Annotated in this window: 23 protein-coding genes and 1 other RNA gene; 7 read left to right on the top strand and 17 right to left on the bottom strand. The window is 62.6% G+C overall.

The window, feature by feature from the left end; all coding sequences use genetic code 11:
- From mraY to rsmI, 9 genes are all read right to left on the bottom strand, one after another.
- Nucleotides 1-1,083 (bottom strand): phospho-N-acetylmuramoyl-pentapeptide-transferase, encoded by a 1,083-nt coding sequence (gene mraY, locus ACPRTJ_RS15315; RefSeq protein WP_043862064.1) that lies wholly within the window; start codon nucleotides 1,081-1,083, stop codon nucleotides 1-3.
- Nucleotides 1,083-2,450 (bottom strand): UDP-N-acetylmuramoyl-tripeptide--D-alanyl-D-alanine ligase, encoded by a 1,368-nt coding sequence (locus ACPRTJ_RS15310; RefSeq protein WP_196932581.1) that lies wholly within the window; start codon nucleotides 2,448-2,450, stop codon nucleotides 1,083-1,085. Before ACPRTJ_RS15310 ends, mraY begins: the two co-directional genes overlap by 1 nt.
- A complete protein-coding gene (locus ACPRTJ_RS15305; RefSeq protein WP_088515541.1) occupies nucleotides 2,443-3,909 on the bottom strand; it encodes a UDP-N-acetylmuramoyl-L-alanyl-D-glutamate--2,6-diaminopimelate ligase in 1,467 nt (488 codons plus the stop codon). The genes ACPRTJ_RS15310 and ACPRTJ_RS15305 overlap by 8 nt, the downstream gene beginning before the upstream one ends.
- The gene (locus ACPRTJ_RS15300; RefSeq protein WP_162484872.1) at nucleotides 3,909-5,642 is read right to left on the bottom strand and encodes a peptidoglycan D,D-transpeptidase FtsI family protein; all 1,734 of its coding nucleotides are present in this window, start codon (nucleotides 5,640-5,642) and stop codon (nucleotides 3,909-3,911) included. The genes ACPRTJ_RS15305 and ACPRTJ_RS15300 overlap by 1 nt, the downstream gene beginning before the upstream one ends.
- Nucleotides 5,642-5,935, bottom strand: a complete 294-nt coding sequence (ftsL, locus tag ACPRTJ_RS15295) for a cell division protein FtsL (protein ID WP_043862060.1) — start codon at nucleotides 5,933-5,935, stop codon at nucleotides 5,642-5,644. Before ftsL ends, ACPRTJ_RS15300 begins: the two co-directional genes overlap by 1 nt.
- Nucleotides 5,932-6,879 carry a 16S rRNA (cytosine(1402)-N(4))-methyltransferase RsmH gene (gene rsmH, locus ACPRTJ_RS15290; RefSeq protein ID WP_043862059.1) on the bottom strand — a complete coding sequence of 316 codons (948 nt, stop codon included), beginning with the start codon at nucleotides 6,877-6,879 and terminating at the stop codon, nucleotides 5,932-5,934. The genes ftsL and rsmH overlap by 4 nt, the downstream gene beginning before the upstream one ends.
- Nucleotides 6,876-7,331, bottom strand: coding sequence for a division/cell wall cluster transcriptional repressor MraZ (gene mraZ / locus ACPRTJ_RS15285; protein WP_043862058.1), 456 nt, complete (start codon nucleotides 7,329-7,331; stop codon nucleotides 6,876-6,878). The genes rsmH and mraZ overlap by 4 nt, the downstream gene beginning before the upstream one ends.
- Before the next feature lie 308 nt (nucleotides 7,332-7,639).
- Nucleotides 7,640-7,999, bottom strand: an RNA gene (gene rnpB, locus ACPRTJ_RS15280) — RNase P RNA component class A.
- A 67-nt stretch (nucleotides 8,000-8,066) separates the two neighbouring features.
- Nucleotides 8,067-8,861 carry a 16S rRNA (cytidine(1402)-2'-O)-methyltransferase gene (rsmI, locus tag ACPRTJ_RS15275; protein ID WP_229590060.1) on the bottom strand — a complete coding sequence of 265 codons (795 nt, stop codon included), beginning with the start codon at nucleotides 8,859-8,861 and terminating at the stop codon, nucleotides 8,067-8,069.
- 269 nt (nucleotides 8,862-9,130) lie between these two features.
- On the opposite strand from rsmI, the gene ACPRTJ_RS15270 reads away from it, so the two are divergent.
- The 5 genes from ACPRTJ_RS15270 (at nucleotide 9,131) to ACPRTJ_RS15250 (ending at nucleotide 12,931) form a co-directional block, all read left to right on the top strand.
- A complete protein-coding gene (locus tag ACPRTJ_RS15270; RefSeq protein WP_058540875.1) occupies nucleotides 9,131-10,945 on the top strand; it encodes a penicillin-binding protein activator in 1,815 nt (604 codons plus the stop codon).
- Nucleotides 10,945-11,316 (top strand): YraN family protein, encoded by a 372-nt coding sequence (locus ACPRTJ_RS15265; RefSeq protein WP_426427085.1) that lies wholly within the window; start codon nucleotides 10,945-10,947, stop codon nucleotides 11,314-11,316. Before ACPRTJ_RS15270 ends, ACPRTJ_RS15265 begins: the two co-directional genes overlap by 1 nt.
- A gap of 135 nt (nucleotides 11,317-11,451) precedes the next feature.
- The gene (locus ACPRTJ_RS15260; RefSeq protein WP_043862054.1) at nucleotides 11,452-12,045 is read left to right on the top strand and encodes a phosphoheptose isomerase; all 594 of its coding nucleotides are present in this window, start codon (nucleotides 11,452-11,454) and stop codon (nucleotides 12,043-12,045) included.
- Nucleotides 12,042-12,620: a BON domain-containing protein gene (locus ACPRTJ_RS15255; RefSeq protein ID WP_043862053.1), complete on the top strand. Its 579-nt coding sequence runs from the start codon at nucleotides 12,042-12,044 to the stop codon at nucleotides 12,618-12,620. Before ACPRTJ_RS15260 ends, ACPRTJ_RS15255 begins: the two co-directional genes overlap by 4 nt.
- 92 nt (nucleotides 12,621-12,712) lie before the next feature.
- Nucleotides 12,713-12,931: a YgdI/YgdR family lipoprotein gene (locus tag ACPRTJ_RS15250; protein ID WP_043862052.1), complete on the top strand. Its 219-nt coding sequence runs from the start codon at nucleotides 12,713-12,715 to the stop codon at nucleotides 12,929-12,931.
- Nucleotides 12,932-12,976: 45 nt separating this feature from the next.
- On the opposite strand, the gene ACPRTJ_RS15245 is transcribed toward ACPRTJ_RS15250, so the two are convergent.
- From ACPRTJ_RS15245 to rplM, 7 genes are all read right to left on the bottom strand, one after another.
- Nucleotides 12,977-13,405 carry a ClpXP protease specificity-enhancing factor gene (locus ACPRTJ_RS15245; protein WP_043862051.1) on the bottom strand — a complete coding sequence of 143 codons (429 nt, stop codon included), beginning with the start codon at nucleotides 13,403-13,405 and terminating at the stop codon, nucleotides 12,977-12,979.
- A gap of 17 nt (nucleotides 13,406-13,422) precedes the next feature.
- Nucleotides 13,423-14,040 carry a glutathione S-transferase N-terminal domain-containing protein gene (locus ACPRTJ_RS15240; RefSeq protein ID WP_043862050.1) on the bottom strand — a complete coding sequence of 206 codons (618 nt, stop codon included), beginning with the start codon at nucleotides 14,038-14,040 and terminating at the stop codon, nucleotides 13,423-13,425.
- A gap of 118 nt (nucleotides 14,041-14,158) precedes the next feature.
- The gene (locus tag ACPRTJ_RS15235) at nucleotides 14,159-14,938 is read right to left on the bottom strand and encodes a cytochrome c1 (protein ID WP_043862049.1); all 780 of its coding nucleotides are present in this window, start codon (nucleotides 14,936-14,938) and stop codon (nucleotides 14,159-14,161) included.
- Nucleotides 14,938-16,149, bottom strand: a complete 1,212-nt coding sequence (locus ACPRTJ_RS15230) for a cytochrome b (RefSeq protein WP_043862048.1) — start codon at nucleotides 16,147-16,149, stop codon at nucleotides 14,938-14,940. Before ACPRTJ_RS15230 ends, ACPRTJ_RS15235 begins: the two co-directional genes overlap by 1 nt.
- Nucleotides 16,149-16,742, bottom strand: a complete 594-nt coding sequence (gene petA, locus ACPRTJ_RS15225) for a ubiquinol-cytochrome c reductase iron-sulfur subunit (RefSeq protein ID WP_043862047.1) — start codon at nucleotides 16,740-16,742, stop codon at nucleotides 16,149-16,151. The genes ACPRTJ_RS15230 and petA overlap by 1 nt, the downstream gene beginning before the upstream one ends.
- Before the next feature lie 284 nt (nucleotides 16,743-17,026).
- Entirely contained in the window at nucleotides 17,027-17,419 is a 393-nt protein-coding gene (gene rpsI, locus ACPRTJ_RS15220; RefSeq protein WP_043862046.1) for a 30S ribosomal protein S9, read from the bottom strand.
- Nucleotides 17,420-17,433: 14 nt separating this feature from the next.
- Complete coding sequence (rplM, locus tag ACPRTJ_RS15215; protein ID WP_043862045.1) at nucleotides 17,434-17,862, bottom strand: 50S ribosomal protein L13; 429 nt, start codon at nucleotides 17,860-17,862, stop codon at nucleotides 17,434-17,436.
- A gap of 247 nt (nucleotides 17,863-18,109) precedes the next feature.
- Between rplM and ACPRTJ_RS15210 the strand changes: the two genes are divergently transcribed.
- Together ACPRTJ_RS15210 and ACPRTJ_RS15205 are read left to right on the top strand one after the other, a co-directional pair.
- Nucleotides 18,110-19,150 carry an NADP(H)-dependent aldo-keto reductase gene (locus ACPRTJ_RS15210; protein ID WP_043862044.1) on the top strand — a complete coding sequence of 347 codons (1,041 nt, stop codon included), beginning with the start codon at nucleotides 18,110-18,112 and terminating at the stop codon, nucleotides 19,148-19,150.
- A 215-nt stretch (nucleotides 19,151-19,365) separates the two neighbouring features.
- On the top strand, nucleotides 19,366-20,262 hold the full coding sequence (locus tag ACPRTJ_RS15205) for a GlxA family transcriptional regulator (RefSeq protein ID WP_167400212.1): 897 nt from the start codon (nucleotides 19,366-19,368) through the stop codon (nucleotides 20,260-20,262).
- An 87-nt stretch (nucleotides 20,263-20,349) separates the two neighbouring features.
- Here the strand turns inward: ACPRTJ_RS15205 and zapE are convergent, their stop codons facing one another.
- Nucleotides 20,350-21,444: a cell division protein ZapE gene (gene zapE, locus ACPRTJ_RS15200; RefSeq protein ID WP_043862043.1), complete on the bottom strand. Its 1,095-nt coding sequence runs from the start codon at nucleotides 21,442-21,444 to the stop codon at nucleotides 20,350-20,352.
- Between the last annotated feature and the right edge of the window lie 62 nt (nucleotides 21,445-21,506).

Raw genomic sequence — 21,506 nt, 5'->3', positions numbered from 1 at the left:
CTACCTCAGTTTCAGGGTGGCAAGGCCGAACAGCACGAGAATCACGGTGATGATCCAGAAGCGGACGATCACCCGAGGCTCGGGCCAACCCTTGAGTTCAAAGTGGTGGTGGATCGGTGCCATGCGAAACACGCGCTTGCCGGTCAGCTTGAAGGAGGCCACCTGGATCACCACCGACAGGGTCTCCATCACGAACACGCCGCCCATGATGAACAGCACGATCTCCTGACGCACGATCACGGCAATGGTGCCCAACGCGGCACCCAGTGCCAGGGCGCCGACGTCACCCATGAACACCTGCGCCGGGTAGGTGTTGAACCACAGAAAGCCCAGGCCCGCACCGATCAGCGCGCCGCAGAACACGATCAGCTCGCCCGCGCCCGGCACGTAGGGGATCAGCAGGTATTCGGCGAACTTCACGTTGCCCGACAGGTAGCAGAAGATACCCAGCGCACCACCGACCATCACCGTCGGCATGATCGCCAGGCCGTCCAGGCCGTCGGTCAGGTTGACCGCGTTGCTCGAACCCACGATGACGAAATAGGTCAGCACCACGAAGCCGATGCCCAGCGGGATGGTGACATCCTTGAGCATCGGCACGATCAGGGTGGTTTCCACGCTGGTGGGCGCGGTCATGTACAGGAAGATCGCCGCGCCCAGGCCGAACACCGATTGCCAGAAGTACTTCCAGCGGCTTGGCAGGCCACGCGAGTTCTTCTCGATCACCTTGCGGTAGTCGTCGACCCAGCCGATGGCGCCGAACAGCAGGGTGACGATCAGCACCACCCACACATAACGGTTGGTGAGGTCGGCCCACAGCAGCGTGCTCACGCCGATGGCGGACAGAATCAGCGCACCGCCCATGGTCGGGGTGCCGGACTTGGAGAGGTGCGATTGCGGGCCGTCATTGCGCACGGCTTGACCGATCTGGCGAATCTGCAGGGTACGAATCATCCAGGGGCCCAACCACAGGGCCAGCGACAACGCGGTCAGTACACCCAGAATCCCGCGCAGGGTCAGGTACTGAAAGACCGCGAAGCCTTTGTAGAACTGTTGCAGATACTCAGCCAGCAGCAGCAGCATTAATGTTTCTCCCCGCTGGAACCGCACAAGGCCGCCACGACGTTTTCCATCGCAGCGCTGCGCGAACCCTTGATCAAAATGGTGGTGTTGTTGGCCTGCTCGACGCGAACGGCGTCGATCAAGTCAGCTTGAGTGGCGAAATGATGGGCCCCGGTGCCAAATGCCTTGACCGCTTCGGCCATCATCGGGCCCACGGCATAAAGTGCTGCAACCTTGCCCCTGGCGTATGCGCCGACCTGCCGATGCCCTTCCTCGGCCCACTGGCCCAATTCGCCGATATCCCCGAGCACCAGGACGGTACGCCCGGAAAAGCCGGCGAGTATATCAACGGCAGCGCACATGGAGGTGGGGTTTGCGTTGTAACTGTCGTCGATCACGCGCACACCGGTGGGCGCCATGTGCACCACGGTGCGGCCTTTGACCGGCTGCACCGCGTCAAGACCCTCGACGATGTCTTCCAGTGTCACGCCGAAAGCCTGTGCGGCAGCCGCGGCGGCCAGGGCGTTGCTGACATTGTGGGTGCCCAGCAGGTTGAGCTGGACGCGGGCGTTGCCCAGCGGGCTGCGCAATTCGAAACCGGGGCAGCCGCGTTCGTCGTGACGAATGTCGGTGGCATGAAAATCTGCGTCGGCATTGGCCAGGGCGAAAGTGATCACAGGGTGATGGCCGGCGCGCTGCTTCCAGATGCCGAAGGCCTTGTCATCCAGGTTCAATACCGCCACGCCATCCTGGCCCAGGCCTTCGAGGATCTCGCCCTTGGCTTCGACGATTTTCTCCGGCCCGCCGAACTCACCCACATGAGCGGTACCGGCGTTGTTGATGATCACCACCTGCGGCCGGGTCAGGCCGACGGTGTAGGCGATTTCGCCGATGCGCGAGGCGCCCAGCTCGATGACCGCCGCCGTATGGTGCGGGGCCAGCTCCAGCAGGGTCAGCGGTGCGCCGAAGTCGTTGTTGAGGTTGCCACGGGTGGCCAGTACCGGCCCGCGGGTGCGCAGGATGCTGGCCAGCATCTCCTTGACCGTGGTCTTGCCACTGGAGCCGGTGATTGCGGCAACCGGCTTGTCGAAGGCGGCGCGATTGAGCGCCCCCAACTGGCCCAGGCCCAGGCGGGTATCGGCAACCACCAGTTGCGGCAGGCTGCTGCCCGGCACTTCGTGCTGCACCAGCGCCGCAACGGCGCCCTTGGCAGCCACTTCGTCCAGGTAATCGTGACCGTCGAAACGCGGCCCGGCCAGGGCGACGAACAACTGGCCAGGGGTGATCGCGCGGCTGTCGATGCTGACGCCATCGAAGGTTGCATCCTGGCCATGCAGGCGGCCCTGCAGCGGCGCTACCAACTGGCTGAGGGACATTGACTCAAGCATTCGGGGCCTCCCAGGCTGCCAGGGCTCTTTCGGCCTCGACCAGGTCGGAGAAGTCATGGCGCTCGCCGTTGATCTCCTGGTAATCCTCGTGCCCCTTGCCCGCCAGCACGATGACGTCGTCGGCAGCGGCGGTGGCGATCAGGTGCGCAATCGCCGGGCCACGGCCGGCGATGAACTCGACGCTTTCACCCCGGGCAAAGCCTGGGCGGATATCGTCGAAAATCTGCTGGGGCGCCTCGCTGCGCGGGTTGTCGTCGGTGACCAGCACGCGGTCGGCCAGGCGCTCGGCCACTTCGGCCATCAGCGGGCGCTTGCCGCGATCGCGGTCGCCGCCGCAGCCGAACAGGCATAGCAGCTTGCCTTGCGCATGGGGACGCAGGGCTTCGAGGACCTTTTCCAGGGCATCGGGGGTGTGGGCGTAATCGACCACCACCAACGGCTTGCTGCCACCGCCCAGGCGCTGCATGCGCCCTACGGGGCCTTCGAGCTGCGGCGTGACCTTGAGAATTTCGTCCAGCGGATGATCCATCGCCATCAGCGTACCGACCGCGGCCAGCATGTTGCTGAGGTTGAAGCGCCCGAGCAGGCGGCTGCGCAGCATATGCTCGCCCTGTGCCGTCACCAGCACCGCACGCACGCCATCGTCGTCGAACTTCGCTTCGCGGCAGTACAGCGAGGCGGCAGGGTCGAAGAGGCTGTAGCTGATCAGACGCGAATCACCCTTCTGCGCCGCCAGCTCACGCCCGAAGGCATCGTCCAGATTGACCACCCGCGAGCGCAGGTCGGGCCAGGCGAACAGGCGCGCCTTGGCGGCCTGGTAAGCCTCCATGCTGCCGTGGTAGTCCAGGTGATCGCGTGACAGGTTGGTCATTACCACGATGTCGAAGGCCAGTGCCGCTACCCGGCCCTGTTCCAGCGCATGGGAGGACACTTCCATAGCCACGGCCCTGGCGCCAGCCTTCTTCAGGTCGCCCAGGGTCGACTGCACGGCAATCGGATCTGGCGTGGTCAGCCGGCCACTTTGCAGCTGGCCGTAGAAACCGGTACCCAGGGTGCCGATCAGGCCGCAGTGCTGGCCCAGCAGGTCGAGCGCCTGGGCCACCAGCTGGGTGACGCTGGTCTTGCCGTTGGTGCCGGTCACGCCGATCAGCTCGAGCTGGCGGCTCGGCTCGCCATAGAAGCGCCCCGCGATATCCGACAGCTGGGCAATCAGGCCCTTGACCGGAATCATCGGCACATCGGTGATCGGCAGCACGGTGGTGTTCTGCACTTCATAGGCCACGGCTGCCGCGCCGCGCTTGAGCGCATCGGCAATATGCTCGCGCCCGTCGACACGCGCACCCGGCACCGCGAGGAACAAGTCCCCGGCACGGACCTTGCGGCTGTCCAGGGTCAGTTCGCGGATCAACGGGTCGTTGTTGCCGCTCAGGGCAAACAGCTTACTCAATGGCATCGACATCAACCGCGCCCTCCCTTGGCGGGCGCAGCACCGGCCTGCTGCTGTGGAGTAGGAGCCGGCAGGTTGTCTGGCGGCACGTTCATCAGTCGCAGGGTGCCGGACATGACCTTGCTGAATACCGGCGCCGATACCAGGCCGCCGAAGTAGCCACCCTTGCTCGGCTCGTCGATCACCACCACGATGGCATAGCGCGGATCGCTCATCGGGCCGAAGCCGGTGAACAGCGAGCGGTAGGCGTTCTCGGTGTAGCCCTTGGAACCGACGGTGGCCTTACGGGCCGTACCCGACTTGCCGCCCACGTGATAGGAAGGCACCTGCGCACGGAACACGCCACGTGGCGCTTCGATGACCTGCTGCAGCATGCCCTGGATGGTCTTGGCGGTATCCTCGGGCACCACCTGGGTGGCTTCCGGGGTCTTGTCCACCTTGAGAATGCTCAGCGGTACCATCTTGCCGTTGTTGGCCAGCGCGGCGTAGGCATGCACCAGCTGCAACGCGGTCACCGACAGGCCGTAGCCGTAGGACAGGGTCGCGGTCTCGGCCTTGCGCCACTCGCGGTGGTTGGGCAGGTTGCCGACACGCTCGCCCGGGAAGCCCAGGCCGGTGTACTGGCCCAGGCCCAGTTGCGACATCACGCGGTAGATGGATTCGCCACCGATATCGAAGGCGATCTTGCTCATGCCCACGTTACTGGAGTTGATCAGGATGCCGGTCAGGTCGAGGATCGGGCCTTCGCTCCTGGACACGTCACGAATGGTGTAGCGGCCCAGCTGCAGGGTGCCCGGATAGACCTCGACCTTGTCGGTCGGCTTCCAGCGCCCACTTTGCAGGGCGGCGCTCATGGAGAAAGGCTTGACCGTGGAGCCCGGCTCGAACACGTCGATGATGGCACGGTTGCGCATCGCCGCCGGGAACATGCTGCGGCGGTTGTTGGGGTTGTAGGTGGGCTGGTTGACCATGGCCAGCACTTCGCCGGTCTTCACATCCATGATCACCAGGCTACCGGCCTTGGCTTCCTGTTCGGCAATCGCGTTACGCAGTTCGCGGGTGGCCAGGTACTGCAGACGCAGGTCGATGGACAACGCCAAGGTCTTGCCGGCCTTGGCGTTCTTGGTGACCTGTACGTCCTTGATCAGCCGGCCGCGCCGGTCCTTGATCACCTGCCGCTTGCCGGGCACCCCGGCCAGCCACTCGTCGTAGGCGAGCTCCACCCCCTCGCGACCGTGATCGTCGAGGTCGGTGAACCCGACCATGTGCGCAGCGACATCGCCGGCGGGATAGAAGCGGCGGAACTCTTCAATGCCGTACACGCCGGGCACCTTGAGGTCGAGCACCACCTGGCCCTGCTCCGGGGTAAGGCCGCGGACCAGGTAGATGAATTCCTTGTTGGCCTGCTGTTCGAGGCGCTCGGCCAGTTGCTGCGGGTTCTGCTTGAGCGCGGCGGCAAGCGCCGGCCAGCGGTCCTTGGCAGCCTGCATCTCCTTGGGGTTGGCCCACAGGGTGGTAACCGGCGTACTCACGGCCAGCGGCTCGCCGTTGCGGTCGGTGATCAGCCCGCGGTGCGCAGGAATCGGAATGTGACGCAGGCTGCGGGCATCGCCCTGCCCCTTGAGGAAGTCGCGGTCGACCACCTGCAGGTCGACGATACGCCAGGCAATGGCCCCCACCATGATCACCAGCAGGCCGACCACAACGCGGAACCGCCACGGGTAGAGTGCGCCTTCAAGTTTCATCATGGCGCCACCATCCGTACTTCGTCAGCGGCGGGAATGCGCATGTGCAGCTGTTCGCTGGCCAGGTTCTCGATGCGGCTGTGGGCGGTCCAGGTGCTCTGTTCCAGAATCAACCGGCCCCACTCGGCCTGCGCCTTGTCGCGTTCGTTGAGCTCGCCGTACAGGGTATTGAGCAACTGGCGGTTCCAGTGCGCACTGTAGGACACCGCCACCGACGAAACGAGCACGCCAATGAACAGCAGCAGCATCAGGAAGCTGCCGCCTGGCAAGGGCTTGGCGAAAAGCCTGCTCAACGCAGCTTCTCCGCCACACGCATGACCGCGCTACGCGAGCGCGGGTTGGCCTTGAGCTCGGCCTCGGAGGCGAACTGCGCCTTGCCATGGACCTTGATCTTGGGCTCGAAGGGCTTGTGTTGTACCGGCAGGTTGCGCGGCAGGTTGTCGGCCTCTCCCTTGGCCAGCTTGCGCATGAACAGCTTGACGATGCGGTCTTCCAGCGAATGGAAGCTGATGACCACCAGACGGCCACCGATCTCGAGCGTGTCGAGGGCAGCCTCGAGCCCGGCTTCGAGGTCGCCCAGCTCGTTGTTGACGTGAATGCGCAGCCCCTGGAAAGCACGGGTGGCGGGGTTCTTGCCCTTTTCCCACGCGGGGTTGGCGACCTTGAGCACTTCGGCGAGGTCGGCGGTACGGGTAAAGGGTTGCTGTTCGCGACGGGCGACCACGGCGTTGGCCATGCGCTTGGCGAAACGCTCTTCGCCGTACTCCTTGAACACGCGGGCGATTTCTTCGGCCGGCGCGGTGGCGATGAATTCGGCGGCGCTGACGCCACGACTCGGGTCCATGCGCATGTCCAGCGGGCCGTCGTTCATGAAACTGAAGCCGCGCTCGGGGTCATCGAGCTGTGGCGAGGACACGCCCAGGTCGAGCAGGATGCCATTGACCTTGCCGGACAGGCCCCGCTCGGCGACTTCGGCGCCCAGCTCGGCGAAACTGCGCTGCACAATGACAAAGCGGCCGTCTTCGGCCGCCAGCGCTTGCCCGGTGGCAATCGCTTGTGGGTCCTTGTCGAACCCCAGCAGCCGACCCTGCGGCCCCAGGTGCTGGAGAATCAGCCGACTGTGCCCGCCACGCCCGAAGGTGCCATCCAGATAGCAGCCATCGGCGCGTACGGCGAGAGCCTCGACGGCTTCGTCAAGCAGTACGGTGATGTGTTTGAAGCCACTATCTATAGTCACAGGATCAGATCACGCAGTTCATCAGGCATCGCGCCCGGTTGTTGAATGGCCACCAGGTCAGCTGCAGCAACAGCGTTCCAGGCGTCCTCGTCCCACAGTTGGAATTTGTTCAGTTGCCCCACCAGCATCGCCCGCTTGTCCAGCTTGGCGTACTCGCGCAGACGCGGTGGCACCAGGAAACGCCCACTGCCGTCGAGCTCCAGATCCACCGCATTGCCGATCAGCAGACGCTGCAGGCGACGGTTCTCTTCGCGTAACGACGGCAAGGCACGCAGCTTGGCTTCGATCAGTTCCCACTCATCCAGCGGATACACGCACAAGCAGGGATCAACCGCGTCGATCGTCACGATCAACTGCCCGGAACTGCGCGAATCGAGCTCGTCACGGTACCGGCTCGGCATTGCGAGACGGCCTTTTGCGTCGAGGTTGATTGCGTTGGCTCCGCGAAACACGGCTGCACTTCCCTAAATGTTAGCTTTTTTGTGTCTGAAAACCCACTTCATGCCACTTTCCGCCACTTGCGCACACTATAGGAATCCGCCCACCACACCGTCAAGGCGCGCTTATAAGGAAAACCCTTACAGATCGGCGATTTAGAGCAACAAGGCGATACAAAGAGGAGAATCGAGAGGGGTTTTGACGGGGAAAGGCAAATTCACTCAAACGGATAGAGTGCAAAGTTAAAGTGATTTATGAAGAGTAAGATTTTTTTGGTATTACCAGAACACATCTGCTATCGAATCAAGCAGGAAGGGAAAAGGTGGAGAGTCGATCTGTAAGCCGGGTTCTGTCGAGGACAGTCATTCCTCTACGACGGCCATCACTGGACGCCTTTAGCAACCTACCCGGTTCCAACGCGGGCCGCGCCATATGGAACCCTATTTGGTCTTGCTCCAAGTGGGGTTTACCTAGCCACGGACTGTTGCCAGCCGTGCGGTGCGCTCTTACCGCACCTTTTCACCCTTACCGGCACCGAAGTGCTTAGGCGGTTATTTTCTGTGGCACTTTCCGTAGGCTCACGCCCCCCAGGCATTACCTGGCACTCCGCCCTATGGAGCCCGGACTTTCCTCCCCCCTCTTTTGCGGAACAAAAGAAGGCAGCGACTGTCCAATCGACTCTCCGCCGCAAAGGTTAACGGCAGCGGGCCCCGAGAACAAGCGATAAAACAAATAATATCACTATGACATTAGTGGTCTTTCTGTTTTTCCAACGCTATTTGATACAAAACATTCTTCCGCACCCCGGTAATTTCCGCCGCCAGGGCCGCTGCACGCTTGAGCGGCATCTCTGCCAGCAGAAGATCAAGCACGCGCATCACTTCGCTGCTCACGGCCTCTTCGTTCTCCGGGGCGGTCCAGCCCGCCACCAGCACCACGCACTCCCCACGCTGCTGATTGCTGTCGTTTTCGACAAACGCGCGCAGCTCGGCCAGGGGCAGCCCCTTCAGGGTCTCGAAGGTCTTGGTCAGCTCACGAGCCAGCAACGCCGGCCGTTCGCCGCCAAACACCGCCTCCATGTCCTGCAGACACTCCAGAATGCGGTGCGGCGCCTCATAGAAAATCAGCGTACGGGGTTCTTCCTTGACCTGGCTCAGGCGCGCGCGGCGACCTACCGCCTTGGCCGGCAGAAAACCCTCGAAGATGAACCGGTCGGACGGCAGGCCCGCCGCCGACAACGCCGCGATCAGTGCGCAGGCGCCCGGTACCGGCACCACATCGATGCCCGCCGCTCGCGCCTGGCGCACCAGGTGGTAGCCCGGGTCAGAGATCAGCGGCGTACCGGCATCGGAGATCAACGCCACATCGTCGCCGGCCAGCAGGCGCGTGATGAAGCGGCTGCCCTCGTCGCGCTCGTTGTGCTCGTGACAGGCGGCCAGCGGCGTGTTGATGCCGAAGTGCTGCAGCAGGCGAACCGAGTGGCGCGTGTCCTCGGCCGCGATCAGCGCCGCCTCGCGCAGCACCTTCAAGGCCCGGGCGCTCATGTCATCCAGGTTGCCAATGGGCGTAGCCACCACGAAAAGCTTGCCGGCAGTGGAATTGGAAGCACCTGGAGCATCGGTCACAGCACACACCTGTAAATAGAGAACAAAGCGCCATTGTAGCCCGTAAGGCGGCAACAATGCGTTACCCACAGCGGCGGCACGCCTGCGCAGGGCAACCTATATTGAAGGATTAACGCCAGCAAGATCGCGCCCCGGCCAGCGCTTGGGTACAATTGCAGGTTAATTTGATCGAGTAACAGGATTTTTACATGATCGCTTGCCTGCGGCTGCTCTCAGCCCTCTGCCTCGCTGCCCTGCTGGCAGCCTGCGCCAGTTCGCCCTCGTCCAGCCTGGGTGAGCTGCCGCGCACTCCGGATGCCAGCATCGAGCAACTGCTCGACCAGGCCGCCACCAGCAAGACACCTGAAAAGGCCGCATTGTTGCGCCTGAGCGCCGCTGACCTGGCCTACCACCAGAAAGACTTCGCACGGGCCTCGCGGATCCTCGAGCAGGTGCCGCTAGATACCCTCAAGCCGGCCCAGCAAGTGTTCGCCAGCACCCTTGGCGCCGAGCTGGCGATGAGCCGCAACCAGCCCAAGGCCGCCCTCACCGCCCTGAGCCACCCGAGCCTGGCCCGGTTGGACGAACTGCCGCCCGAGCTTCAGGTGCGCACCCGCAGCGTGCACGCCGCCGCCCTGGAAGCCGATGGCCAGACCCTGGCTGCCGCGCAACAGCGCGTCGCCATGGCTCCCCTGCTCAGCGGCGCCGCCGCCAGTGCCAACCACGAGGCCATCTGGAACCTGGTTGCCGCCCTGCCCACCGAACAACTGCAAGGCACCGGCACCGACGTGATGGCCGGCTGGACCAGCCTGGCCCTGGCCGTCAAGAGCGCCGGCACCCTCGAACAGCAGCAGGCCGCCATCGAAAGCTGGCGCAACCAGCACGCCGGCCACCCTGCCGCCGTGCAACTGCCACAGCCCCTGCTCAAACTCAAGGAACTGGCCAGCCAGCCGCTGACCAAGATCGCCCTGCTGCTGCCTCAGGAAGGCCCGCTGGCAGGTGTCGCCCGCGCCCTGCGCGACGGCTTCATGGCGGCGCACTTCCAGGCCCAGCAGGCCGGCCAGAAGCCGCCTTCGGTCGAAGTCTTCGACAGCTCGCGCCTGACCTCGCTCGATGACTTCTACCGCAAGGCCCAGGCCAGCGGCGTCCAGCTGGTGGTAGGCCCGCTCGAGAAGAACCTGGTCAAGCAGTTGAGCGCCTACCCGCAACTGCCGATCACCACCCTGGCACTGAACTACAGCGACGCCGGCCAGACCGGCCCGGCGCAACTGTTCCAGTTCGGCCTGGCCGCCGAAGACGAAGCCCGCGAAGTCTCGCGCCGCGCCCAGGCCGACGGCATGCGTCGTGCCGTGGCCCTGGTGCCGAGCGGCGAATGGGGCGATCGCGTACTCAAGGCCTTCCGCCAGGACTGGGAAGCCAAGGGCGGCACCCTGATTGCCGCTGCCCACGTGTCGCAGCCGGTAGCCCTGGCCCAGCAGATCGCCGACCTGTTCCAGCTGCGCCAGAGCGAAGGCCGCGCCAAGAGCCTGCAGAGCACCGTGGGCGGCAGTGTCTCGGCACAGCCATCGCGTCGCCAGGACATCGATTTCATCTTCCTGGCCGCAACCCCGACCCAGGCCCAGCAGATCAAGCCGACGCTGAACTTCCAGTACGCCGGTGACGTACCGGTGTACGCCACCTCCAACGTGTACAGCGCCAGCGGCAACGTCAACGAGTACAACGACATGAACGGCATTCGCTTCTGCGAAACGCCGTGGCTGCTCGACACCGGCAACAGCCTGCGCCAGCAGGTGGTACGCCAGTGGCCGCAAGCGGCCGGCAGCATCGGTCGCCTGTACGCGATGGGTGCCGATGCCTACAGCCTCGCGCCGCGCCTGGGCCAGCTCAAGGCACTGCCGGACAACCGTATCGAAGGCCTGTCCGGCAGCCTGAGCATGAACGCCAACCAACGCATCGAACGCCAGTTGCCATGGGCCGAGTTCACCGGCGGTCAGGTCAAGCGCCTGCCGGACACCCCGCGCTGATGCCCGACGGTTCTCGCCAGGCCGCGGGTATCGCGGCCGAACAGCAGGCCCTGCGTTACCTTCAGGCGCAGGGCCTGCAGTTGCTGGCGCAGAACTGGCGATGCAAACGCGGCGAGCTTGATCTGGTCATGCTTGACGGCGATACAGTAGTATTCGTCGAAGTCCGCTACCGGCTGCACGCGGGCTTTGGCGGAGCACTGGCCAGCGTCGATACCCGCAAACAGCAAAAACTGGTGCTAGCGGCCCAGTATTTTCTGCAGCAGGAGGCGCGCTGGGCCAACCAGCCCTGTCGTTTCGACGTGATTGCCCTGCAGGGCCGCGGCCACTCGGGCACACCGCTCGACTGGCTGAAGAACGCTTTCGACAGTTGAACCCGCCCCGCTTGATGCATCCGTTACCCACTCAACTTTTTTGCTCTTTGTTTCGCGGGCTGCACAGTCATGTGCCGCAGGGTCTTCAAGACGTTGCGACACGCCCGACCAGCCGCCCCACTTAAGGTCACACAGATGGACATGCAATCCCGAATTCGCCAGCTATTCCAGGCCAGCATCAACACCAAGCAACAGGCGATGGAAGTCCTTGCACCACACATCGAGCAAGCCAGTCAGGTGATGGTCAACGCGCTGCTCAACGAGGGCAAGATGCTCGCCTGCGGCAACGGCGGCTCGGCGGGCGATGCCCAGCACTTCTCGTCCGAACTGCTCAACCGCTTCGAGCGCGAGCGCCCGAGCCTGCCGGCCATCGCGCTGACCACCGACAGCTCGACCATTACCTCGATCGCCAACGACTACAGCTACAACGAGATCTTCTCCAAGCAGATCCGCGCCCTGGGCCAACCGGGCGACGTGCTGCTGGCGATTTCCACCAGCGGCAACTCGGCGAACATCATTCAGGCGATCCAGGCCGCACATGATCGCGAAATGATTGTCGTAGCTCTGACCGGACGCGATGGCGGCGGCATGGCCTCGCTGCTGCTGCCCGAAGATGTGGAGATTCGCGTACCGGCCACCGTCACCGCACGCATCCAGGAAGTCCACCTGCTGGCGATCCACTGCCTTTGCGACTTGATCGACAGCCAATTGTTCGGGAGTGAAGAATGACCCCTAATCGCCTTGGCCTGATGGCCCTGACCCTGTGCCTGAGCATCACCGGCTGCAGTTCGGTGATTACTGCCAGCCGCGAAAACCCGATCGAGGACGATCGCGGCACTCGCACCTTCGGCAGCAAGATCGACGACTCGCTGATCGAAACCAAGGTAGCGGTGAACGTGGCCAAGGCCAGCCCGGACCTGGACAAGAACTCGCACATCGTCGTCACCAGCTTCAACGGCATCGTGCTGCTGGCCGGGCAGACCCCGCGCGCCGACCTCAAGAGCCTGGCCGAGCAAACCGCCGGTCAGGTGCAGCGGGTCAAGAAGGTGCACAACGAACTTCAGGTGCTGCCGCCCTCCTCGCTGCTGGCACGCAACAATGACGCCTGGCTGACCACCAAGATCAAGGCCCAGATGCTGACCGACAGCAACATCCCCGGTTCGCGCATCAAGGTGGTGACCGAGAACGGCATCGTCTACCTGCTGGGCCTGCTGACCCAGCAGGAAGCCAATCAGGCCACCAACCTGGTGCAAGGCGTGTCGGGTGTGCAGAAGATCGTCAAGCTGTTCGAATACATTGACTGACCGCGGCTTCACACCCTTCGCCGGCCTCGCCGGTGAAGGGCGTGAAGCCGCCGGCGCACCGCAACCCCCACCGACACCCCACAGGAATACCCATGAAGAACGGCCTGTTCGCCACCCTGCTGATCGCTACCTTCGCCACCCTGGCCGGCTGCTCCACCCCAAGCCTGATCACCCTCAATGACGGCCGTGAGTTCCAGGCGGTCGACGCGCCGAAACTCGAACGCAGCTCCGGCTTCTACGAGTTCCAGCAGCTCGACGGCAAACGCACCCGTGTGAACAAGGATCAGGTGCGCACCATCACCGACCTGTAAGCACACAGGCCCAAAAAAAAGGCGACCCCGCAAGGTCGCCTTTTTTCATTTCACCACTTTCAGGCTCGGCCGCCCACTTGGCCGCGGCGGCTGCCCGCCACTCGGCGGGCCGTCATCATCCGGCTCGACGCCCTCGTCCTCGAGGTCGTCATCCTCCATCAGTGGCGGCTCGAGTTCGAACACCATGCCCTGGCCATTCTCACGGGCATAGATACCCAGGATGGCGCCGGCAGGCACGTACAGCGTGTGGGCAACCCCACCGAAACGCCCCTCGAAGCTCACGGCTTCGTTATCCATGTGCAAGTGACGCACAGCATTGGGCGACACGTTCAAAACGATCTGGCCATCGCTGGCGAAGCCCTGAGGCACCTGCACCGCAGGGTACTCGGCATTGACCAGCATGTGCGGCGTGCAATCGTTGTCCACGATCCACTCATACAAGGCTCGCACCAGATACGGACGACTGGAGTTCATCAACGGCTCCTTAAAACCTAACGCATATCGCGTTCAGCGGCGGACAGGCTGGCCTTGAAGGCTTCCCGCGCAAACTGACGCTCCATGTAATCGAGCAGCGGCTTGGCTGGCCGCGGCAGTTCGATACCCAATACCGGCAAACGCCACAGTATGGGCAATAGACAACAATCCACCAGGCTTTGCTCCTCACTCAGGAAACAAGGCTTGTCGGCGAACAACGGCGAAACGCCGGTAAGGCTCTCGCGCAGCTCTTTGCGCGCCTGCACGCGGGCAGGCTCCTTGCTGCGCGGGTCGAGAATCAGGTCCACCAGCGAACACCAGTCACGCTGGATACGGTGGATCAGCAGGCGGCTGTTGGCACGCGCCACCGGGTAGACCGGCAACAGCGGCGGGTGCGGGTAGCGCTCGTCGAGGTATTCCATCACCACGGTCGACTCATACAACGCCAGGTCACGATCAACCAGGGTCGGTACGCTGCCATACGGGTTGGCTTCCAGCAGCTTGGGCGGCTGGCGCCCGGCTTCGACACTGATGATCTCGACGCCGACACCTTTCTCGGCGAGAACGATGCGCACCCGATGAGAATAATGATCAGCGGGGTCGGAGTAGCAGGCTAACCGATTGGTCACGCCCATGGGGGTCCTCCTCGCGTGTTGAACTTATGAAATTACAAATGCAAACGCGCCCTGGGGGCCCTCCATACTGCAGAGGGACCCCAGGGCGCGCGTTAAACTAACAGATTTTACCCTGTGATCAGTGCACGTCCTTCCAGTATTCGCGCTTGAGCAGGTAGGCGAACACGAAGAAGAAGGCCAGGTACAGCAGCACGTAGGTGCCGATGCGCTGGCTCTGCAGCTTGACCGGGTTGGCCGAGTAGGCCAGGAAGGTCACCAGGTTCTTGACCTTCTCGTCGAACTGCTCGTCGGTCAGGGTACCGGATTTCGGCACGATGGTCAGCTGATCGCACGCTTCGTGGGTCAGCGGGGCACCGGTGAGCGGGTCAAACTGCTTCTTGCCCTCGACCACGGTCTGGATCTGCTTGCAACCGACCACCTGACGCCCCTGCAGGCCCACCAGCACGTTTGGCATGCCAACGTTGGGGAAGACCTTGTTGTTCACACCCCAAGGGCGTGACGGGTCCTCGTAGAAGGCCCGCAGGTAGCTGTACAGCCAATCGGTGCCGCGTACCCGCGCCACCAGGGTCAGGTCGGGCGGCGCCGCACCGAACCAGGCCTTGGCGTCGGCCGGCTGCATGCCGATGTTCATGTGGTCGCCGATCTTGGCGCCGGTGAACACCAGCTTCTCGAGCATCAGCTCGTGCGGGATGCCCAGGTCATCGGCGACACGCTCGTAACGCTGGAACTTGGCGCTGTGGCAACCCATGCAATAGTTGGCAAAGGTCCGTGCGCCGTCCTGCATGGCGGCCTTGTCGGTCAGGTCGATGTCGACCTTGTCCAGTTCCACGCCGTGTTCGGCGGCGAAGGTCAGCGAAGGCATCACTGCCAGGAGCAATACTGCAAATAGCTTTTTCATCAGCCAGTCACCCTTTCCGGAACCGGTTTGGTCTTCTCGAGCCTGGTGTAGAACGGCATCAGAATGAAGTAGGCGAAATACAGGAAGGTACATACCTGCGACAGCAAGGTGCGACCCGGGGTTGGCGCCAGCACGCCGAGCACGCCCAGGATCACGAAGGAGATGCAGAACACCCACAGCCAGGCCTTGCTCATCCAGCCCTTGTAGCGCATCGACTTGACCGGGCTACGGTCCAGCCATGGCAGCACGAACAGCACCGCGATCGCAGCACCCATGGCGATCACGCCCAGCAGCTTGTCGGGTACCGCACGCAGGATCGCGTAGAACGGCGTGAAGTACCACACAGGGGCGATGTGCTCCGGGGTCTTGAACGCGTTGGCCTGTTCGAAGTTGGGTTTCTCCAGGAAGTAGCCGCCCATTTCCGGGAAGAAGAACACGATCATGCAGAAGACGAACAGGAACACCACCACGCCGACGATATCCTTGACGGTGTAGTACGGGTGGAACGGGATGCCGTCCAGCGGAATGCCGTTCTCGTCCTTTTTCTTCTTGATGTCCACGCCATCCGGGTTGTTCGAACCCACTTCGTGCAGCGCCAGGATGTGCAGCACCACCAGGCCGAGAATCACGATCGGCAGGGCCACCACGTGCAGGGCGAAGAAGCGGTTCAGGGTAATGCCGGAGATCAGGTAGTCGCCACGGATCCACTGGGTCAGGTCGCCGCCGATGACCGGGATGGCGCCGAACAGCGAGATGATCACCTGGGCACCCCAGTACGACATCTGGCCCCAGGGCAGCAGGTAGCCCATGAAGGCCTCTGCCATCAGCGCCAGGTAGATCAGCATGCCGAACAGCCATACCAGCTCGCGTGGCTTCTGGTACGAGCCGTAGAGCAGGCCACGGAACATGTGCAGGTAGACCACGATGAAGAACGCCGACGCACCCGTGGAGTGCAGGTAGCGCAGGATCCAGCCGTATTCGACGTCACGCATGATGTATTCGACCGAGGCGAACGCCTCTTCGGCCGAAGGGGTGAAGCTCATGGTCAGCCACACGCCGGTCACGATCTGGTTGACCAGGACCAGCAGGGCCAGGGAGCCGAAGAAATAGAAGAAGTTGAAGTTCTTCGGTGCGTAGTACTTGCTCAGGTGATCTTCCCACATCTTGGTGGCGGGGAAGCGGGCGTCAACCCAGTCCATGAACTTACTCATCACGCGTTCTCCTGATCGACGCCGACGACGATGATGTCATCCGACTCGTACGAGTGCGGTGGCACTGGCAGATTGAGCGGCGCTGGCTGGGACTTGTAGACGCGGCCGGCGAGGTCGTAGTGGGAGCCGTGGCATGGGCAGAAATAGCCACCCACCCACTTGGGACCCAGGTCGACAGGCGCCACTTCGGGACGGAAGGTCGGCGAGCAGCCCAGGTGGGTGCACAGGCCGACGAGCACGAGGATTTCCGGCTTGATCGAGCGGTTCGACGGGTCGACGTAGGCCGGCTGCTCCGACGCCTTGGACTCGGGGTCGGAGAGCTCACCGGTGATCTTCTTCAGGTTGCCCAGGATCTCCTCGGTGCGGCGGACGATGAACACGGGCTGGCCGCGCCATTCAGCAATCATCTGCTGGCCGGGCTCCACCTTGGCGATGTTGACCTTGACCGGTGCACCGGCAGCTTTCGCCTTGGCACTGGGAAACCATGACCCTACGAACGGGACCGCAGCCCCCACCGCTCCTGCAGCACCCACCACGGACGTGGCTGCTACCAGGAAGCGACGCCGGCCTGCATTGACGCCGTCATTGCTCATTCAGTCCTCTCCCATCAGCTTTGTGGCCTGTTGCAACAGGCATCTACTAAGTAAATTTCGAACTGCTAAAAATAAATTTCGAACTGCTAAAAATTTGCCGCATGGTAATGAAAAGACCCATCGAAGACAAGGTTATTACCCGGCATAAAGGCTGTATCCCTTATAGCACTTGACCTGCGTCTATGCGGCAAGTTGTCACACAGGGTCGGCAGCCCCTTTTATTCAAGACATAAAAAAAGCCCGGTTCCACCAGGAACCGGGCTTTTTTTGAACGCCGAAGCGAATTAACGCTTGGAGTACTGAGGACGCTTACGTGCTTTACGCAGACCCACTTTCTTACGCTCGACTTCACGAGCGTCACGGGTAACGAAGCCAGCTTTGCGCAGAGCGCCACGCAGGGTTTCGTCGTAGTCCATCAGTGCACGGGTGATACCGTGACGGATAGCGCCCGCTTGACCGCTGACACCACCACCGATGACGGTGACGTAGATGTCGAACTTCTCGGTGGTTTCGGTGAGTTCCAGCGGCTGGCGAACTACCATGCGCGCGGTTTCACGACCGAAGAAGGTCTCGAGGGAGCGGTTGTTGATGGAGATGCTGCCAGTGCCCGGACGCAGGAAAACGCGTGCGGTTGCAGTCTTGCGACGGCCAGTGCCGTAATTTTGAGTCGCCGACATAATGAACTATTCCGTTAAATCTTCAGTTCTTGGGGCTGCTGAGCAGTATGAGGGTGTACAGCGCCCGCATAGACTTTCAGCTTACGGTACATGTCGCGACCCAGCGGGTTTTTAGGCAGCATGCCCTTTACCGCGGTCTCGATCACGCGCTCAGGCGCTTTGGCGATCAACTTCTCGAAGTTGATTTCCTTGATGCCGCCCGGGAAACCGGAGTGGGAGTAGTACATTTTGTCCGAAGTCTTGGCACCAGTAACACGTACCTGCTCGGCATTGATCACGACGATGTAGTCGCCGGTGTCAACGTGAGGGGTGTATTCTGGCTTGTGCTTGCCACGCAGACGGCTCGCGATCTCAGTGGCCAGACGACCCAGGGTCTTGCCAGCAGCGTCAACGACGAACCAGTCGCGTTTTACTGTTTCCGGTTTAGCAGTAAAAGTTTTCATTCTTTATAGCCTCAGGGGCCGTCCCGCAATTTTAAGACGGCAGATCTTACTGAATAGTGCGTACTTTGACAAGGTCAAAGGCAGCCGGATACGGACGCTATCGGGGGCTCGGGTCAGCACGTCCAATACTCGGCAAGATTCTTCGGCGGCGGGGCATCACTTCCACTGCTGAGAGAGGTGCAGAATTATCCAGATTGCAGAAAAAATATCAACCTGCTTTTATGCTTCTTTTGCCGTGGAGATCGTCATGGAGTATCGCCAGCTGGGTCGCACCGACCTCAACGTGAGTGCATTGTGCCTGGGCAGCATGACCTGGGGCGAGCAGAACGACCAGGCCGAGGGCTTCGCCCAGATCGAACGGGCCAAGGCGGCCGGGATCAATTTCATCGATACCGCGGAGATGTACCCGGTGCCGCCGCGCCCGGAAACCTACTCGGCCACCGAGCAGATCATCGGCAACTGGTTCAGCCAGCGCGGCGATCGCGCCGACTGGATCCTGGCCAGCAAGGTGGCCGGCCCCGGCAACGGCATCAGCCACATTCGCGACGGCCAGCTCAAGCACAACCGCCAGCACATCGTGGCAGCCCTGGACGCCAGCCTCAAGCGCCTGCAGACCGACTGGATCGACCTGTACCAGCTGCACTGGCCCGAGCGCAGTACCAACTTCTTCGGCAAGCTGGGCTACCAGCACCTGCCCCAGGACCACTTCACGCCGCTGGAAGAAACCCTCGAAGTGCTCGACGAGCAGGTCAAGGCAGGCAAGATCCGCCACATCGGCCTGTCCAACGAAACCCCGTGGGGCACCATGAAGTTCCTGCAACTGGCCGAAAGCCGCGGCTGGCCCCGTGCGGTCTCGATCCAGAACCCGTACAACCTGCTCAACCGCAGCTTCGAAGTGGGCCTGGCGGAAATCGCCATCCGCGAGCAGTGCGGCCTGCTGGCCTACTCGCCGCTGGCCTTCGGCATGCTGTCGGGCAAGTACGAGAACGGCGCGCGCCCGGAAAACGGCCGCCTGACCCTGTTCAACCGCTTCTCGCGCTATTCCAACCCGCAGACCGTCGCCGCGTGCAGCCGTTATGTGGCCCTGGCCCGCGAGCACGGCCTGGACCCGGCACAGATGGCCCTGGCCTTCGTGACCCAGCAGCCGTTCGTGACCAGCAACATCATCGGCGCCACCTCGCTGGCGCAACTGGACAGCAACCTGGCAAGCGCCAGCCTGAAGCTCGGTGACGAGCTGCTGGCCGCCATCGATGCGATCCACCAGGATCAGCCCAACCCCGCCCCGTAAAGCGCTGCAACGGTTCCCGCAGCCCGCTGCGGGAACCGAGGGTAGACACAATCGCCAAAAAATAAGACGATCCAGCCGGTGATTGACCACTCTACCCTATAAGAATAACGACAATGATGTTTACCCAACCTACCGCATCGCTGCGGCGCGTCAGCATCCTGGCCATCGACAAGGTATTCGCATCGACCCTGATGCAGGCCAAGGATTTCTTCCACCTGGCCAGCCTGCGCTATGGCAAGCAACTGGGCCTGGGCCTGCAACCGATGTTCGAAACCCGCCTCGTGAGCCCCGACGGGCTGCCCGTGCAGAGCTTCAGCGGCGTGCAGCTACCGGTGGACAGCGGCCTCGAGCAGGCCGACGTGATCATCCTGCCGGCGTTCTGGGACGACTTCGATGCCCTGTGCCAGCGCTACCCCCAGGTACTGCCCTGGCTGCGCGAGCAGCATGCCCGAGGCGCTGTGCTGTGCGGCGAGGCCAGCGGCGTGTTCTGGCTGGCCGAGGCCGGCCTGCTCGATGGCAAGGAGGCCACCACCTACTGGCGCTTCTTCGGCCAGTTCGCCGAACGCTTCCCGAAGGTGTCGCTGAACCAGGACAAACACCTCACCGATGCCGACAACCTCTATTGCGCCGGCGGCGCCACCTCGGCCTGCGACCTGTACATCTACCTGATCGAGCGCTTCTGCGGGGCCAACGTGGCCCAGGCCGTGGCCCGCGACATCCTCTACGAGGTGCAACGCAACTACACCCCGGGGCGCATGGGCTTTGGCGGACAGAAGCTGCACCAGGACCTGATCATCCTGCAGATCCAGCAGTGGCTGGAGGAACACTTCGCCGACAAGTTCCGTTTCGAGGACGTGGCACGCAACCATGGCATGAGCATCCGCAACTTCATGCGCAGGTTCCAGAGTGCGACGGGGGACAAGCCGCTGCATTATCTGCAACGGCTGCGGATCGAGACGGCGAAGGGCTTGCTGTCAGGGACGCGCAAGAGCATCAAGACCATCAGCTACGAGGTGGGCTATGACGACGCCAGCTTTTTTGCGCGATTGTTCAGGCAGCACACGGAGCTGTCGCCTAACCAGTATCGGCAGCAATTCATGCAGGAGGCCTGAGGGCCTATCGCGGGTCACGCCCGCCCCCACAGGTTCGCTGCAAACCTCTGTGGGAGCGGGCGTGAGCCGCGACAGCAGTGACGCGATTTAAGGCTTGTGTGCCCGCGACAGGAACTCGTGGGACTGCATCTCCAGCAAGCGGCTCAGGGTACGCTGGAACTCGAAGCTCAGGCGCCCGCCGGTGTACAGGTCCTTGAGCTCCACTTCAGCCGAGATGATCAGCTTGACGTTGCGGTCGTAGAACTCGTCGACCATGTTGATGAAGCGACGCGCCAGGTCGTCGGTGGCCACGCCCATCTGCTCCACGCCACTGAGCAGCACCGCATGGAAGATCTTGCCCAGTTCGATGTAGTCGTTCTGGCTGCGCGGGCCGTCGCACAGTTCGCGGAAGTCGAACCAGGCCACGTCGTCGCAGGTACGCAGCGCACGGATCTCGCGGTTCTCGATCATCAGCACGTCGTTTTCCACCGCCTGGGTGCATTCCGGCGTCAATGCGCGAAAGCTCTTGCGCAGGCTTTCGTGGGCCGCTTCATTCAGCGGGAAGTGGAACAGCTCGGCCTGCTCCAGGTGACGCAGGCGATAGTCCACGCCGCTGTCGACGTTGACGATGTCGGTGTTCTGCTTGATCAGGGCAATTGCCGGCAGGAAGCGCGCACGCTGCAGGCCGTCCTTGTACAGGCCGTCCGGCACGATGTTGGAGGTGGCCACCAGGGTCACGCCGTTCTTGAACAGCTCCTCCATCAGGGTGCCAAGGATCATCGCGTCGGTGATATCGGACACGAAGAACTCGTCGAAGCAGATCACCCGCGCCTCGTCGGAGAACCGCTTGGCAATGATGGTCAGCGGGTTCTTCTCGCCCTTGAGGGTCTTCATTTCCTCGTGCACGCGCTTCATGAAGCGGTGGAAGTGCGTACGCACTTTCTGCGGGAAAGGCAGCGCCTCATAGAACGTATCGACCAGGTAGGTCTTACCGCGCCCTACCCCACCCCAGAAATACAGGCCCTTGACGGGCGCCTGCTCTTTCCTGCCGAACAGCTTGCCGAACACACCCGGCTTGCTGTTGTGCGCCGCGACCAGGTCGTCGTACAGGCGCTGCAAGTGACGCACCGCTGTTTCCTGCGCCGCGTCATGGAAGAATTCGGGACGTTTCAGATCTGCTTGATATCGTTCTAGGGGCGTCATAATTCGTTAGCAAGGCAACAAAAGCGGGCCGTCACTGTAGCGACGGCCCCGGGTAATGGCAA

The sequence above is a fragment of the Pseudomonas palmensis genome, from assembly GCF_049942755.1.
GTDB classification, from domain to species: Bacteria; Pseudomonadota; Gammaproteobacteria; order Pseudomonadales; family Pseudomonadaceae; genus Aquipseudomonas; species Aquipseudomonas palmensis.
Note: the sequence above shows the minus strand (reverse complement) of the source record. Positions and strands in the feature narration are given on the sequence as shown.